Annotated in this window: 13 protein-coding genes; 11 read left to right on the forward strand and 2 right to left on the reverse strand. The window is 39.7% G+C overall.

What is annotated here, in order from left to right; all coding sequences use genetic code 11:
* Window positions 1–356 precede the first annotated feature (356 nt).
* From H5079_RS08305 to H5079_RS08320, 4 genes are read left to right on the forward strand one after another with little or no spacing between them, the layout of a single operon-like run.
* Window positions 357–1,361: a Fe(3+) ABC transporter substrate-binding protein gene (locus H5079_RS08305; RefSeq protein ID WP_011329308.1), complete on the forward strand. Its 1,005-nt coding sequence runs from the start codon at window positions 357–359 to the stop codon at window positions 1,359–1,361.
* Window positions 1,362–2,993: an iron ABC transporter permease gene (locus tag H5079_RS08310; RefSeq protein WP_182683886.1), complete on the forward strand. Its 1,632-nt coding sequence runs from the start codon at window positions 1,362–1,364 to the stop codon at window positions 2,991–2,993.
* Window positions 2,994–4,043 carry an ABC transporter ATP-binding protein gene (locus tag H5079_RS08315; protein WP_182683887.1) on the forward strand — a complete coding sequence of 350 codons (1,050 nt, stop codon included), beginning with the start codon at window positions 2,994–2,996 and terminating at the stop codon, window positions 4,041–4,043.
* Between the two features lie 50 nt (window positions 4,044–4,093).
* The gene (locus H5079_RS08320; RefSeq protein ID WP_182683888.1) at window positions 4,094–4,993 is read left to right on the forward strand and encodes a Dyp-type peroxidase; all 900 of its coding nucleotides are present in this window, start codon (window positions 4,094–4,096) and stop codon (window positions 4,991–4,993) included.
* Between the two features lie 15 nt (window positions 4,994–5,008).
* On the opposite strand, the gene argR is transcribed toward H5079_RS08320, so the two are convergent.
* On the reverse strand, window positions 5,009–5,476 hold the full coding sequence (gene argR / locus H5079_RS08325) for a transcriptional regulator ArgR (RefSeq protein WP_041454781.1): 468 nt from the start codon (window positions 5,474–5,476) through the stop codon (window positions 5,009–5,011).
* 226 nt (window positions 5,477–5,702) lie between these two features.
* Between argR and mdh the strand changes: the two genes are divergently transcribed.
* Complete coding sequence (mdh, locus tag H5079_RS08330) at window positions 5,703–6,635, forward strand: malate dehydrogenase (protein ID WP_011329303.1); 933 nt, start codon at window positions 5,703–5,705, stop codon at window positions 6,633–6,635.
* Between the two features lie 103 nt (window positions 6,636–6,738).
* Here the strand turns inward: mdh and ispB are convergent, their stop codons facing one another.
* Window positions 6,739–7,710, reverse strand: coding sequence for an octaprenyl diphosphate synthase (gene ispB / locus H5079_RS08335; RefSeq protein WP_011329302.1), 972 nt, complete (start codon window positions 7,708–7,710; stop codon window positions 6,739–6,741).
* Window positions 7,711–8,132: 422 nt separating this feature from the next.
* Here ispB and rplU point away from each other — a divergent pair, with 422 nt between their 5' ends.
* From rplU to H5079_RS08365, 6 genes are all read left to right on the forward strand, one after another.
* Window positions 8,133–8,444, forward strand: coding sequence for a 50S ribosomal protein L21 (gene rplU / locus H5079_RS08340; protein ID WP_006794538.1), 312 nt, complete (start codon window positions 8,133–8,135; stop codon window positions 8,442–8,444).
* A gap of 16 nt (window positions 8,445–8,460) precedes the next feature.
* A complete protein-coding gene (gene rpmA / locus H5079_RS08345; protein WP_002957747.1) occupies window positions 8,461–8,718 on the forward strand; it encodes a 50S ribosomal protein L27 in 258 nt (85 codons plus the stop codon).
* 230 nt (window positions 8,719–8,948) lie between these two features.
* The gene (cgtA, locus tag H5079_RS08350) at window positions 8,949–10,106 is read left to right on the forward strand and encodes an Obg family GTPase CgtA (protein WP_011329301.1); all 1,158 of its coding nucleotides are present in this window, start codon (window positions 8,949–8,951) and stop codon (window positions 10,104–10,106) included.
* A 73-nt stretch (window positions 10,107–10,179) separates the two neighbouring features.
* A complete protein-coding gene (folA, locus tag H5079_RS08355) occupies window positions 10,180–10,671 on the forward strand; it encodes a type 3 dihydrofolate reductase (RefSeq protein WP_182683889.1) in 492 nt (163 codons plus the stop codon).
* Window positions 10,672–10,750: 79 nt separating this feature from the next.
* Window positions 10,751–11,128 carry a DUF3718 domain-containing protein gene (locus H5079_RS08360; protein WP_182683890.1) on the forward strand — a complete coding sequence of 126 codons (378 nt, stop codon included), beginning with the start codon at window positions 10,751–10,753 and terminating at the stop codon, window positions 11,126–11,128.
* Between the two features lie 382 nt (window positions 11,129–11,510).
* The gene (locus tag H5079_RS08365) at window positions 11,511–13,436 is read left to right on the forward strand and encodes a methyl-accepting chemotaxis protein (protein ID WP_182683891.1); all 1,926 of its coding nucleotides are present in this window, start codon (window positions 11,511–11,513) and stop codon (window positions 13,434–13,436) included.

The raw sequence follows: 13,436 nt of genomic DNA on the forward strand, positions 1-13,436 counted from the left end.
GTAACCTAAATCATTGGTTGGTCGAGTAAGTTGTCCGTTTCCATTTACTCGTTAAGCATCACTGCTTGGTTGTTAAGTTAATTATAGGCGGTACGATATTTTAAAGAAGTATAGGTTGCTAATTAATTGCTATAGTCGTAATAGTTAAAATAATTTACTTTAATTAAAACAATTGGTTACTTTGTTTGTTATGGTTTTTCATGTTGTGTTTTCATCATTGGCTGTCACGTTTGTAGGATATGTCTTACGTTGGTTTTCTATTTTAGCGATTTTAACAGGATCAGATTATATAAAGTGTGCACTTTTGGGTAAGGCACGGTAGAATTATTGATAATAGTTATTATTCAGGTGGAAATATGAAAAAAGTATTCGCAATTGTAGTTGGTTTGGCTGTGTCGGCACCCGTTTTTGCAACTGAGTCCGTTAATATTTATTCTTTTCGACAGCCTTTTTTAATAAAACCAATTTTAGATGACTTTACCAAACAAACTGGTATTAAAACAAATGTAGTGTTTGCTAATAAAGGCTTAATAGAGCGCGTTAAGCGCGAAGGTAAACACAGCAAAGCCGATTTAGTATTAACGTCTAATTTTAGCGCCTTAATCCAACTTGAAGATTTAGATTTAACGCAAACTATTAGTAGCGAAGCAATTAATAACAATGTGCCTGCGGCATTTCGTGATGGCGACGGCCAGTGGGTGGCACTTACTAAGCGAGTACGTAATGTTTACTCGTCAAAAGAGCGTGTGGGCGCGCTACCTGAGCTGACTTATGAAGATTTGGCTGATCCAAAATATAAAGGGCAAATATGTACTCGCTCTGGTAAACATCCGTATAATTTGGGTTTAGTTGCATCCATGATTGCACACCATGGCGAAGCAGATACCAAAGTATGGCTTGAGGGGGTTAAAGCAAATTTAGCGCGTAAACCACAAGGTAACGATAGAGCGCAAGTAAAAGCAGTAAAAGAAGGTTTGTGCGATCTTGCATTTGGCAATAGTTACTATTTAGGTAAAATGCTGCAAGATGAAACCCAAAAAGAATGGGCACAAGCGGTAAATATTAACTTTCCGAACCAAATCAATCGCGGCTCGCATATAAATGTGTCGGGTGCAGTTATTACAAAATACGCTAAAAACCCTGAAAATGCCTTGAAACTCCTAGAGTATATGACCGACAATAAAGCGCAAAACATGTACGCTTCAATTAATATGGAATATCCGGTTAAGCCAGGCGTAGAATTATCAAGTTTAGTTGCATCTTGGGGAAGCTTTAAAGAAGATAGCTTACCACTTGATGAAATTAGTAAATATCGTCCGTTAGCGTTAAGGCTAATTGATGAGGTGAAATTCGATCTTTAAATGACTTATAAATTTCAGCTGTCTAAATGGCAGCTTTTTGCATGGTCGACAGGATTATTACTGTCGACCCCATTGTTTTTTCTGCTATTTGAATCTCTACAAGGTAACTCAGAGGTGTTTTCGCATCTTTGGGATACAGTGCTGTGGGATTACATTTCTAATACCGTATTACTTATTTTAGGTGTGTGTGTACTAAGCTGTGCTATTGCCTTACCACTTGGCTGGCTAACCGCTTATTGCCAGTTCCCGGGTAAAAAACAGTTTGAATGGGCGTTAATGCTGCCACTGGCTATGCCTACCTATATTATTGCCTATGTTTATACCGACTTGCTTGATTACGCAGGCCCAGTACAAAATACTCTCAGAGACTGGTTTGGGTGGCAATCGCCGGATGATTACTGGTTTTTTGATATACGCACTTTGCCCGGCGCTATTGTAATGCTTGCACTGGTGCTTTATCCCTATTTATATTTAATTTTTAAAACAGCCTTGCGTGAGCAGTCTTTTAAGTTAGTACAGGCTAGCCAGTTAATGGGGCTGTCGTCGTGGCAGAGCTTTTTTAGGGTGAGCTTAGTGTTATCGCGCGGCGCAATTGTAGCTGCGCTAGCGCTAATTAGTATGGAAACCATGGCTGACTTTGCCACAGTAAGCTACTTTGCTGTAAGCACGTTAACCACTGCCGTATACGATACTTGGTTTGGTTATTACTCGTTAACCGCTGCAGCTAAAATATCGGGCGTGATGTTATTACTATTGTTTTTAGCCTTAATGGCGGAGCGCTTTAGTCGCCGTAATCAAGCGGTGTTTGAGCGTCAGTCGGGTATAAATAGTGAAGCGCTTTATATATTAAAAGGCAAGTCGGCTTGGCTGGCAACGCTATTTTGCAGTGTGATTTTAATTGTTGCCTTTGTTATACCTATTGCTGTGTTAATAAAGTACGCCATTGTTTATTTTGATCAAGCATGGAGTAGTGAGTTTTTTAGCTATGCGTGGCAAAGTTTAAAGGTAGCTATAGTAGTAAGCGTAGTAACGCTGTTACTTAGTGTATTAGTGGTGTTTTATCAACGTATAGCCAAGCAAAGCTATCCACTTATTCCGGGGCGATTAGCTAGCACCGGCTACGCTTTACCAGGAACAGTACTGGCTATTGCGGTGCTATTACCGCTTACGCTGTTAGAAAATACTGTAAACCGTGTGCTTGAGCCATACGACTTAAATATAGGCTTGTTACTCACTGGCAGTGTATTTACCATTATTTTTGCTTATGTAGTGCGTTTTTACGCAGTAGCACATGGCGCGATTGAGTCGAGCTTTTTACGCATTAGCCCCTCTCTCGACATGGCTAGCCAATCTATGGGCAAAAGCCAAGGCCATACGTTACGTTTGGTGCATTTACCCCTACTTAGACGCGGGGTGCTTACTGCGGCTTTGCTGGTGTTTATTGAATGCATGAAAGAGCTACCTACGGCTTTGTTACTTAGGCCGTTTAATTTTGAAAGCTTAGCTACGCATGTGTTTCAGTATGTGAGTGATGAGCAATTAGAGCTGGCTTCTATATCGGCATTATTTATTGTGCTGGTTGGATTTATCCCTCTGTATTTTATTAACCGTTCTATGGAGCAACGTAGTTAAATGAGTAGTTTGATTTTACAAGGCGTGAGCTATCAATATAACGGTACTAAGGTTATTCACGAGCTAAATTTAACCATAGGTAAAAACGAAATAGTGTGTTTGTTAGGTGCCAGTGGTTGTGGTAAAACCACCACCTTAAAAGCAATTGCAGGGCTAATAGAAACGCAACAAGGAAGCGTGTTTATCGATGGCAAGCTGGTGAGTAACGCCAATACATTTATCTCGCCAGAGCATCGTAATATTGGCATGATGTTTCAAGATTATGCGTTATTCCCGCATTTAACCGTGGCACATAATATTGCTTTTGGCTTAAGTAAAATGAGTAAAGAGCAAAAGCAACAGCGCGTTGATGAAATGCTTAAGCTGGTGCATTTAGTTGGCTGCGCCGACAGGTATCCGCATCAGTTATCGGGTGGGCAACAACAGCGCGTGGCGATTGCGCGTGCACTTGCTTACAAACCAAGTTTACTATTACTTGATGAGCCGTTTTCGAATATAGACACTCAAGTACGCTTTGAATTAATTGCCGATATTCGCCGCATAATTAAAACTCAACAAGTGTCGGCAGTATTTGTTACCCACTCAAAGGAAGAGGCTTTTGCATTTGCAGACACGCTGGCTATTATGCACCAGGGTAAAATAGCTCAGCAGGGCACCCCAGAACAGCTTTTTGCTAAACCAAGCTCAAAGGAGGTTGCAGAGTTTCTGGGTCAGGGCATATACTTAAGCGCAGAAGTGTTAACAGCAACTGAATATAAAACCGCTTTTGGCCTAGTTGAGTCGGTTATTGCGCACCAGCATCAGGCTAATATAGGAAAAATATATGTGCGTCCTCATCAAATAGAGCTAAGGAGCGACAATAAAAAAGATAGCCATAGTGAACGCGCCACCATATTAAGCAGTCGTTTTATTGGTTCGGCTTATGTTTACACTGTAGTTATTGCACAACAAGAAATAGAAGTTGCAGCGCAATATGGCCAGTCATTTGTTCAAAATGAGCAGGTTATAATAAAAATAAAACCCCACACGGTGAATTTTTTCGAATCATAAATTAATTTGTTATTCGCTGTGTTTATCTATTTATAAGCTAAGGAATAACAATGGCACAAGCGCAATCAGGGATTTGTGCTGAAGCAAACTTACACGGTTTGCATTTATTTTTTAATGTGTTTGATGGCCAAGATGAGTCATTACGTACAAAGCTCAAGCAAGTAAGCGCTATTGAGGAAGAGTTTAGCGATCAGTTTTCTGAATCTATGCTTTCTTGTATGGTGGCTATTGGTGCACAGTATTGGCCGCATATTTTGCCAGAGTATATCCCCAGTGAACTACAAAGCTTTCCTAATATAAATCATAATGAACACGCAATGAGCGTGCAGCCGTGTGATTTGTTTGTGCAAATACGTTCAGACCGCGAAGACGTCAATCATTTATTTGCACTGCAAATTTTAAAGTTATTTGCACCAGACGTAGAGCTGGTGGAACAAATTCGTAATTTTAGATTTTTAGATGGTCGCGATTTCAATGGTTTTATTTATGGTGGCAAAATGCCGCATGGCCGACAAAAGTGGGCAACGGCGTTAATAAATAAACCAGGTAGCTTTGAGGATCAAGGCAGTTATATTCATGTGCAACGTTATAAGCACGATCTAAGCGTATGGCAGCATCTATCGCTAGATGAGCAAGAGCAAATAATAGGTCGCACTCGCTTAGACAACACTCTTATAGCCCCAGCGCTTGAAACCAGCCATGCACAACGCAGTGAATTAAAAGATGAGCAAGGCCAGCCAATATTACTTAATCAAGGCATGCCTTATGGCGATGTTTACGAGCAAGGAATGCTGTCAATTACTTGCTCGGCCAGTGGAACCGCATTTGAACAGGTATTAAAAAGTCGTTTAGGTGAGGGGGAGTGCTATGATCATTGGCTTGATTTTACTCAAGCCGATATGGGGTCTGCGTTTTTTGCACCGTCAGTTGGGTTTTTAAAGCAGTTATAACGCATGTTTTAAATACTAAACCGTATCAAATAAAATACGTACCCGCTCTAGGGTTAAGTCTATTTCAGATATTTTAGCTGGGGCAATAAAAATAGTGTCGTCGCCAGCTATAGTACCTAACACGCCATCGGCTTTACCTAATGAGTCAAGTAAACGCGCAATAAGCTGAGCCGCGCCTGGACTGGTACGGATAATAATCATCATTTCGTTATGCATTATATCAATAACAAGCTGGCGCAGCGGGCTTTTTGCTGTGGGTACGCCCATTTCTGCTGGCAAGCAATACACCATTTCTTGTTTGGCATTGCGCGTTCGTACCGCGCCAAACTTACTAAGCATGCGCGACACTTTACTTTGGCTTATATTGTCAAAACCTTGCTCTTTTAACGAATCTACTATATCGCCTTGAGAACCAAAGTTTTCTTCTTTTAAAAGCGCTTTAAATGCTTTTACTAACGCTTCCTGTTTGTCTTGTGGTTGCATAGTTTTTATTTGCTTTTTATTATCCATGCCGCAAATTCTACACAAAAACGAATAATTATGCAGCAGTTGTTTATTTAACTTGCCAGTTTACTGTATTCAGGCCAAATGTTTTTACAACTATGGTCTAAAATATTACGAAAATAGGCAGGATAAATTTGTTTTTAGTCGCTAATTTCTTTATCTTAGAGCCATAAATATTTCCTACCTCAAATCACGGAGAATTCCAATGAAAGTTGCTGTATTAGGTGCTGCAGGCGGTATCGGTCAAGCGTTGTCTTTATTATTAAAAACAGGCTTACCAGCTGGTTCTGAATTATCACTATATGATGTTGCACCAGTAGTTCCAGGTGTTGCGGTTGATCTATCTCATATCCCTACAGCGGTTAAAGTAGCTGGCTTTGGCGCTGATGCGTTAAATGAAGCGCTTAAAGATGCTGATATCGTACTTATTCCTGCTGGCATGCCACGTAAGCCAGGTATGGATCGTGCAGATTTATTTAATGTAAATGCTGGCATCATCAAAACGTTAGCAGAAGGCATAGTTGCAAGTTGTCCTAAAGCATTAGTAGGTATTATTACTAACCCAGTAAACGGCACTGTACCAATTGTTGCTGAAGTATTTAAAAAAGCAGGTACTTACGACGCTAAACGCGTATTTGGTATTACTACGCTTGACGTTATTCGTTCAGAAGCATTTGTTGCTGAACTTAAAGGCGTAGACGTAGCAACTGTTAAAGTTCCTGTAATCGGTGGCCACTCAGGTACTACTATTTTACCTCTACTTTCTCAAGTTGAAGGCGTGAGCTTTACAGATGAAGAAGTTGCAGCACTTACTCCACGTATCCAAAATGCGGGTACTGAAGTTGTAAATGCTAAAGCGGGTGGCGGTTCAGCTACTTTATCAATGGGTGCAGCAGCAGCTCGTTTTTGTATGTCTTTAGTTAAAGGCCTACAAGGTGAAGACGTTGTAGATTACGCGTACGTTGCTGTTGAAAATGGCGATGCGGAGTACTTTGCACACCCAGTACGTTTAGGTAAAAACGGCGTAGAAGAAATTCTTTCTTACGGCGAACTAAGCGCATTTGAAACAAAAGCAAAAAATGACATGCTTGAAACACTGAAAAAAGACATCAAAGAAGGTGTTGATTTCATGGCGTAATAGCCAAAATCAAGTGACAAAAAAGCCTGCGTTTGCAGGCTTTTTTATTGCTCGGAATTTAGCTAACCTGCACCCAGGTTAGCTACACATAAAGGCAGTAAAGTTAGTGATCGCGATCAACTGCAATACGGGCAAGGCTCACAAGTGCTTGTTTATATTCAGACTCAGCTAAAAAGTCTAAGCAAGCAATGGCTTTGTCGGCTTCAAGTTCGGCCTTTTGCATCGTAAATTCAAGCGCATTGGTTTGTTTAAGTGCCGCTAAAATTTCTTCAAGATGATCCATGCCATTACTGTGCTCTATAGCGTCACGGATCAGCTGTGTTTGCTGCTCATTACCATGTTGCATTGCATAAATAAGCGGCAGAGTTGGTTTCCCTTCGGCTAAATCATCACCAATATTTTTACCTAATTGATCTGCATCTGCGTTGTAATCAAGTACGTCATCAACGAGCTGAAACGCAGTACCTAAATGCATGCCGTATAGGTTAAGCGCATCAAGCGTGGCTTGGTTTTGCTCAGTAATAATGGCCGCAAGGCCTGTCGCGGCTTCAAATAGCTTAGCGGTTTTAGAATAAATAACCTGCATATAACTCGCTTCAGTGGTGTCGGGGTCATTACAGTTCATTAACTGTAATACTTCACCTTCAGCAATAATGTTAGTTGCATCTGCAAGCACTTGCATTACCTGCATTTTACCAAGGCCAACCATAAGCTGAAATGAACGAGTGTAAATAAAGTCGCCCACTAATACGCTGGCAGCATTACCAAACTCAGCATTTGCTGTAGGCGTGCCTCGGCGTAAGTTAGATTCATCAACAACATCATCATGTAATAGTGTTGCGGTATGAATAAACTCAACAATAGTTGCAAGTGTAATATGATCTTTACCCTGATAACCCAATGCTCTGGCCGCTAGTATTGCCAACATTGGGCGCACGCGCTTGCCGCCACTGTTTACAATATACAAGCCAAGTTGGTTAACTAACGCCACATCTGAGCGCATTTGCGCATGTATAAGTTGATTGACGTCATTCATATCGTTTTCGATTAACGCCTGGATAGCTTTTATATCCATTGATCTCCGAGCCAATTTTTATGTGTGAACGGCGCAGATTGTACAACAAAAAAAGCACTAGCTCGATATTTTGTGACGATTCCCTGAAAAAACACGGTTAACATCGCTAATTAGCACTTAAATACGAGAGATAGCTGATTAATTAGCGTACAAAGTGTGCTGTAATTTATGTTTATTTATTATCCGTTGTAGTGTGTGTTTAGCTAAGGCAAATTATTTTCACTAATCGTGAAAAAGCGCTTGGCAAAAGGGCTATTTAATATAAAATAGGGGAAATATTGAATTGCTCTCAATGCAGCTACTTTTTATTCATTTTAATTACAAAATAGGCTTGCTAGTTATTACGCCGTAGCGTAAACTTCGCGCCCTATCGAAGAATATTTTAGTTGCGTCGATTTGAGGGCGCACAGACGGAGTTAATTATGTACGCGGTTTTCCAAAGTGGTGGTAAACAGCATCGTGTGACTGAAGGTCAAACGATTCGTCTTGAAAAATTAGACGTTGAAACTGGTGCAGCAGTAGAATTTGATTCAGTACTTTTAGTTGCTGATGGTGAGAAAATCGAGATTGGTGTACCGTTCGTAAACGGTGGTAAGATAACAGCTGAGGTTGTTTCACATGGTCGCGGTGAGAAGATTAAGGTTGTTAAATTTAGACGCCGTAAGCATTCTCGTAAGCAAATGGGCCATCGTCAATGGTTCACAGAAGTTAAAATCACTGGCATTAGCGCTTAATTAGAGGTACTTAGAAATGGCACATAAAAAAGCAGCTGGTAGTACTCGTAACGGTCGCGATTCAGAAAGCAAACGCCTAGGTGTTAAGCGTTTTGGTGGCGAATCAGTTCTAGCGGGTAGCATCATTGTTCGTCAGCGTGGAACTCGTTTCCACCCTGGTACAAACGTAGGTATCGGTAAAGACCACACTATCTTCGCAAAAGCAGATGGTAAAGTTCAGTTTGAACAAAAAGGTCCTTTAAACCGTAAATACGTAACTATCGTAACTGAGTAATCAGTAAGATAGTTAAAAAACCCCGCCTTTGCGGGGTTTTTTGTTTTCATTATTTTACAATATATACCCAAGCCTGCAATTATACCTATGGGTTTAAGTAGCGGGCTCTTTAACGAAGTTATAGAGCGATCTAATTCGTAAAATGGTTCAAATATTTATGCCAATTGGTATTAAGTTGGCTTGGGTATATAATAGTGTTATTAACAAGCCAATCCCTAAAGTGAGTAATCATGAAGTTTGTAGATGAAGTAGAAATTCGCGTAGAAGCTGGAGACGGTGGCGCCGGTATCGTGTCTTTCCGTCGTGAAAAATATATCCCAGAAGGTGGGCCTGACGGTGGTGACGGTGGTGACGGTGGTAGTGTTTATCTACAAGCGGATGAAAACTTAAATACCTTAATTGATTACCAATTTGAACGCTTCCATAGAGCAGATCGCGGTACTAATGGCCGCAGCCGTAACTGTACTGGTAAAAAGTCTGACGATTTAATTATTATGGTGCCTGTAGGTACACGTATTATGGACGTTGATACGCAAGAGGGATTAGGGGATTTAACCCAACATGGCCAAAAGATTTTGGTGGCAAAAGGCGGTTTCCATGGCTTAGGAAATGCGCGTTTTAAATCAAGTACAAACCGTGCTCCGCGTCAAAAAACCTTAGGGACAGAAGGCGAAGTACGCAACCTTAAACTAGAGTTATTGTTACTAGCAGATGTAGGCTTATTAGGTTTGCCAAATGCAGGTAAGTCTACCTTTATCCGTAGTGTATCGGCAGCAAAACCAAAAGTAGCAGATTACCCATTTACGACGCTTATTCCAAATTTAGGTGTGGTACGTCCTGAAGCTAATAAATCATTTGTTATCGCTGATATACCAGGCTTAATTGAAGGCGCATCGGATGGTGCTGGTTTAGGTATTCAATTTTTGAAACACCTAGAGCGCTGTAGAATATTACTGCATATTATTGATGTAATGCCAGTTGATGGCTCAAATCCAGTTGATAATGCATTTGCGATTGTTAATGAGTTACATCAGTACAGCCCTAAATTAGCAGAAAAACCGCGCTGGTTGGTATTTAATAAAATAGATTTATTACCAGCTGACGAAGCAAAAGCTTTATGTGAAAAAATTGCACAAGAGCTAGGCGAAACTGAAAATATTTACAGTATTTCTGCTATTAATAAATCAAATACTCAACCACTAATTCATGACGTAATGACATTGCTTGAAAGCATGCCAAAAGAGAAATTCGTTGAAACTACAGACGAAGAGGTTGAGTTTAAGTGGGACACCTATCATCAAAAAGCTGCTAAAAAGAGCGACGATGATGATGATTGGGATGAGTGGAATGAAGATGATTACGACGTAGAAGTTGTGTACGAGCGTTAATTATAATTAATTACATATAAAAGGAGCTTATGCTCCTTTTTCTTTGTTTAATAATAAATACTGGATAATTAGTGTGATAATTTCAATGATTGCTGCAATGGCAAATAACCGTGTAATTGGCCTTAATAATACAATGCCTTGGCATTTACCTGGAGACTTACAGCATTTTAAAAAAGTAACCACAGGTAAACCTGTGATTATGGGGCGCAAAACATTTGAGTCTATTGGACGGCCTTTACCTGGGCGTCGTAATATTATTATTACCCGTAATAGCCAGTATCAAGCAACTGGAATAGAAGTTGTTACAACGCCAGAGGCCGCGTTAAATTTAGTTGCTGATGTGGAAGAGGTGATGATCATTGGTGGTGGAAATATTTATCAACAATTTTTAGAAAGTGCACAAAGACTTTATTTAACCTTTATAGACTTAGATGTTGAAGGTGACACTCAGTTTCCTGATTACGAAAAAGTGGCAACCTGGCAGGTTAAAGATGAAATACAAATGGCTGCGGATGAAAAAAATCAATATAGTCATAAGTTTGTAACTTTATATAAAAACTCTTAACATTATTGCGAAATACTGAGCATATTGGTACAATATTAACTAATCCAATAGGAATAAAGTATTATAAAAAGGGTTTTCCATGATTAAGTTATCAAAGCTAGTTGTTATTACTGCGCTTGCAGCCGGTTCGTTTGTATATACTGCCCCTGCACAAGCAGATGATCAGTTAGCGATTTCTATCTGTGAGTATATTGCAGCGGATGATAAAAATCGTTTACGTAGTAAGCTTAAAAGCTCACGAGTGAAAGTTCGTAATATATACGATGCAGTATTTTGTAACGGCAATAATTTATTGCGTCATGCAGTGGCAAGTAATGCATTAGACAGCGGTGAATATATAGTAAAAAACTTATCTAAAAGCTCGCTAGAAGATGGTGCTGATATATCATGGGCTGAATCGAACGGTCATTCAGGATCGCCCTTAATTGCGATAATTAAAGAGCGCGCAGGTCTTTAATTTTACAATAAATACGATTAAACCACGTTTTATACGTGGTTTTTTTATGCCTATATTTTTATAAATAATTTTAAATAACACAGCACTATTTTAGTATTGTAATCCCCCCCTTTTAACACAAACGCCAACCTTATTAAAAACATAACCCTTTTTACTTATTAACTTACTTATTGTGTTGAAATGAACTTATAGCCGACTCTATAGGTGCTGAAGTTAAAGGAATCTAGGAATAGCCACAAAAAATAACTCATTGTTTTTATTTGGGTTAACATTCTTGTTGTTGCTTTGACAGCTCATGAATTTAATACGATTAGTCGTATTTGCCATTAAACTGTCATAAATAGTCAATATTCTACGCGCATATGATTTTAGGGATTTATTTATGCGCGCCTCTACATTTACCCGCTTACTGGCTGTTTTGTTAACTCTCGCGAGTGTTTTATTAGCTATGACTCTACTTTGGGCCAGTCAAACTTTACTAAAACTAGAGCAGCAAGACAGTGCATATAGACAGCTTAAAAATACGATTATGGTTGATCTAGCGAGCTATCTAAGTAATTACTTAGCACAAGGCGATAGCCAATACTTAACACAAGCCTCAAGTTTAATCTCGCAAGTAGAGCAAAAACAGTTAACGCTATTACCAGCAGCTCTTAAATCACAACTTACTGAGCAGTTAATTACTCTAAATAATGATATAAACGGTAAATATAGAGCCTTGGGTAAGCTCTCTGGTAACGAAACGGCTTTACTTGATAATGCGCTAAGGCAAATGGCTGGTTCGGCATCCTCGTTAATTAATTATGCGCGCTCAGCTTCGGATAATAGTCACAACACGCTTAGTTATTATAAATTGGCCAATGAGTATTATAGTGAAGTGATTAACTTATCATTATTTAGTTATCAACTGGTGCTAGATTATCAGCAGAGTGTAGAGCAGAGTTTGCAACAAAGCGTGAAAAATTTAAATGTATTAGCAGCAAAAATAGAGCAGCTACCAAACTTAGGTGTGATGGATAAAGTAGATGAGTATAGTTTATTTATTGACGAGCAAAGTGAAGATTTAGCTACTGATATTAAATCAGAATTAAGTAGTTGGCCAAATCGCTATCCTCGGGATTTAACCAGTACATTAACTCAGGCACAACAACGACAGACGGGGGCCGATGAATTGCGCACGCAGCTTAGTAATTTATCTAAAACAGTGATAAATGCAGAGCAAGCACTAAAAACACAACAAGATAATTTAAAGCAGCAAGTATTTTGGGTGTTTTGTGTTGCTATTAGTGGGCTAGTTATACTTGCTGGCGGTGTTTATATTGTTCAGCGTAATCTGGTACTTAATCCTCTTCGACGGTTGCGCGACGGGTTTGCATTTTTAATTGAAACGAATGAGTTTAAAAATATTGTCAGTAATAACCCAAAAACTGAAGTTGGGGAAATAGCCCAATACTTTAATCAGCTAATTGAACGCCAGCGCATAGAAGCACAAGAGCGAGCACAAATGCTAAAAGTAGTGAATGCTTTTATGCAGCAAATGAGTAAACACTTACAGACGATTGAGCAACAAACTACTACGAGTTATGGGCAAGTGGAACAGAATCAGTATTTACTAACCGATATTCAGCAGATTGGAGAGCAAGTTAATGATATTAATACACAAGTAGCTGATAACGCACAAAGTACCTTTAGTGCCATGGAACAAAGCTTAGGATTTGCGCAAAGTATGTTAAGTGCGAGTGCCGATACACAGGCACGGGTTGAACGCAGTATACAAAGCTTACAAGAGCTACTTAATGGTGTTGAAGGCGTAAGTAAAATTATAGAAGTAATACGTAATATTGCAGATCAAACCAACTTACTTGCGCTAAATGCAGCAATAGAATCAGCTAGGGCAGGTGAGCATGGTCGCGGCTTTGCAGTAGTGGCTGATGAAGTTAGGCAATTGGCACTGCAAACGCAAGGCTCGCTGAGCGAGATAAATGGGCAGCTCACCATACTGAGTGAAAACTCACGGCTAGTTGCTACGCAAATAACAGCATTAACCCAAGGTGCTCAATCGCAAACGCAAAATGCCCAAGAACTTAAGTTAAATTCGGAAGCGGTGGCAAGTAATGCAAAAAATGCTAATAAAGTAGCGTTTGAGGCGATGAAGCTTGCTAAGCAGCAAAGCAATTTATTAGATAACTTTAGTCAGTCAATGGCTGAAATGAAGGGGCAAGTAAGTGAGTCGAGCTCGTTGGTGGATGATATACGACATCAGCTACAACAACAAATTCATTCGATTAAAGGGGGCCTGGGGTTGTAA

Source organism: Pseudoalteromonas sp. SG44-5 (assembly GCF_014164175.1).
In the GTDB taxonomy this organism is placed as follows: domain Bacteria; phylum Pseudomonadota; class Gammaproteobacteria; order Enterobacterales; family Alteromonadaceae; genus Pseudoalteromonas; species Pseudoalteromonas nigrifaciens.

Excerpts from the sequence above, each read along its gene's own strand:
- rplU (WP_006794538.1), top strand. The coding sequence starts at position 8,133 with ATGTACGCGGTTTTCCAAAGTGGTGGTAAACAGCATCGTGTGACTGAA.
- H5079_RS08320 (WP_182683888.1), top strand. The coding sequence starts at position 4,094 with ATGGCACAAGCGCAATCAGGGATTTGTGCTGAAGCAAACTTACACGGT.
- H5079_RS08365 (WP_182683891.1), top strand. The coding sequence starts at position 11,511 with ATGCGCGCCTCTACATTTACCCGCTTACTGGCTGTTTTGTTAACTCTC.
- ispB (WP_011329302.1), bottom strand. The coding sequence starts at position 7,710 with ATGGATATAAAAGCTATCCAGGCGTTAATCGAAAACGATATGAATGAC.
- H5079_RS08310 (WP_182683886.1), top strand. The coding sequence starts at position 1,362 with ATGACTTATAAATTTCAGCTGTCTAAATGGCAGCTTTTTGCATGGTCG.
- cgtA (WP_011329301.1), top strand. The coding sequence starts at position 8,949 with ATGAAGTTTGTAGATGAAGTAGAAATTCGCGTAGAAGCTGGAGACGGT.
- mdh (WP_011329303.1), top strand. The coding sequence starts at position 5,703 with ATGAAAGTTGCTGTATTAGGTGCTGCAGGCGGTATCGGTCAAGCGTTG.
- H5079_RS08315 (WP_182683887.1), top strand. The coding sequence starts at position 2,994 with ATGAGTAGTTTGATTTTACAAGGCGTGAGCTATCAATATAACGGTACT.
- H5079_RS08360 (WP_182683890.1), top strand. The coding sequence starts at position 10,751 with ATGATTAAGTTATCAAAGCTAGTTGTTATTACTGCGCTTGCAGCCGGT.
- argR (WP_041454781.1), bottom strand. The coding sequence starts at position 5,476 with ATGCAACCACAAGACAAACAGGAAGCGTTAGTAAAAGCATTTAAAGCG.
- rpmA (WP_002957747.1), top strand. The coding sequence starts at position 8,461 with ATGGCACATAAAAAAGCAGCTGGTAGTACTCGTAACGGTCGCGATTCA.
- H5079_RS08305 (WP_011329308.1), top strand. The coding sequence starts at position 357 with ATGAAAAAAGTATTCGCAATTGTAGTTGGTTTGGCTGTGTCGGCACCC.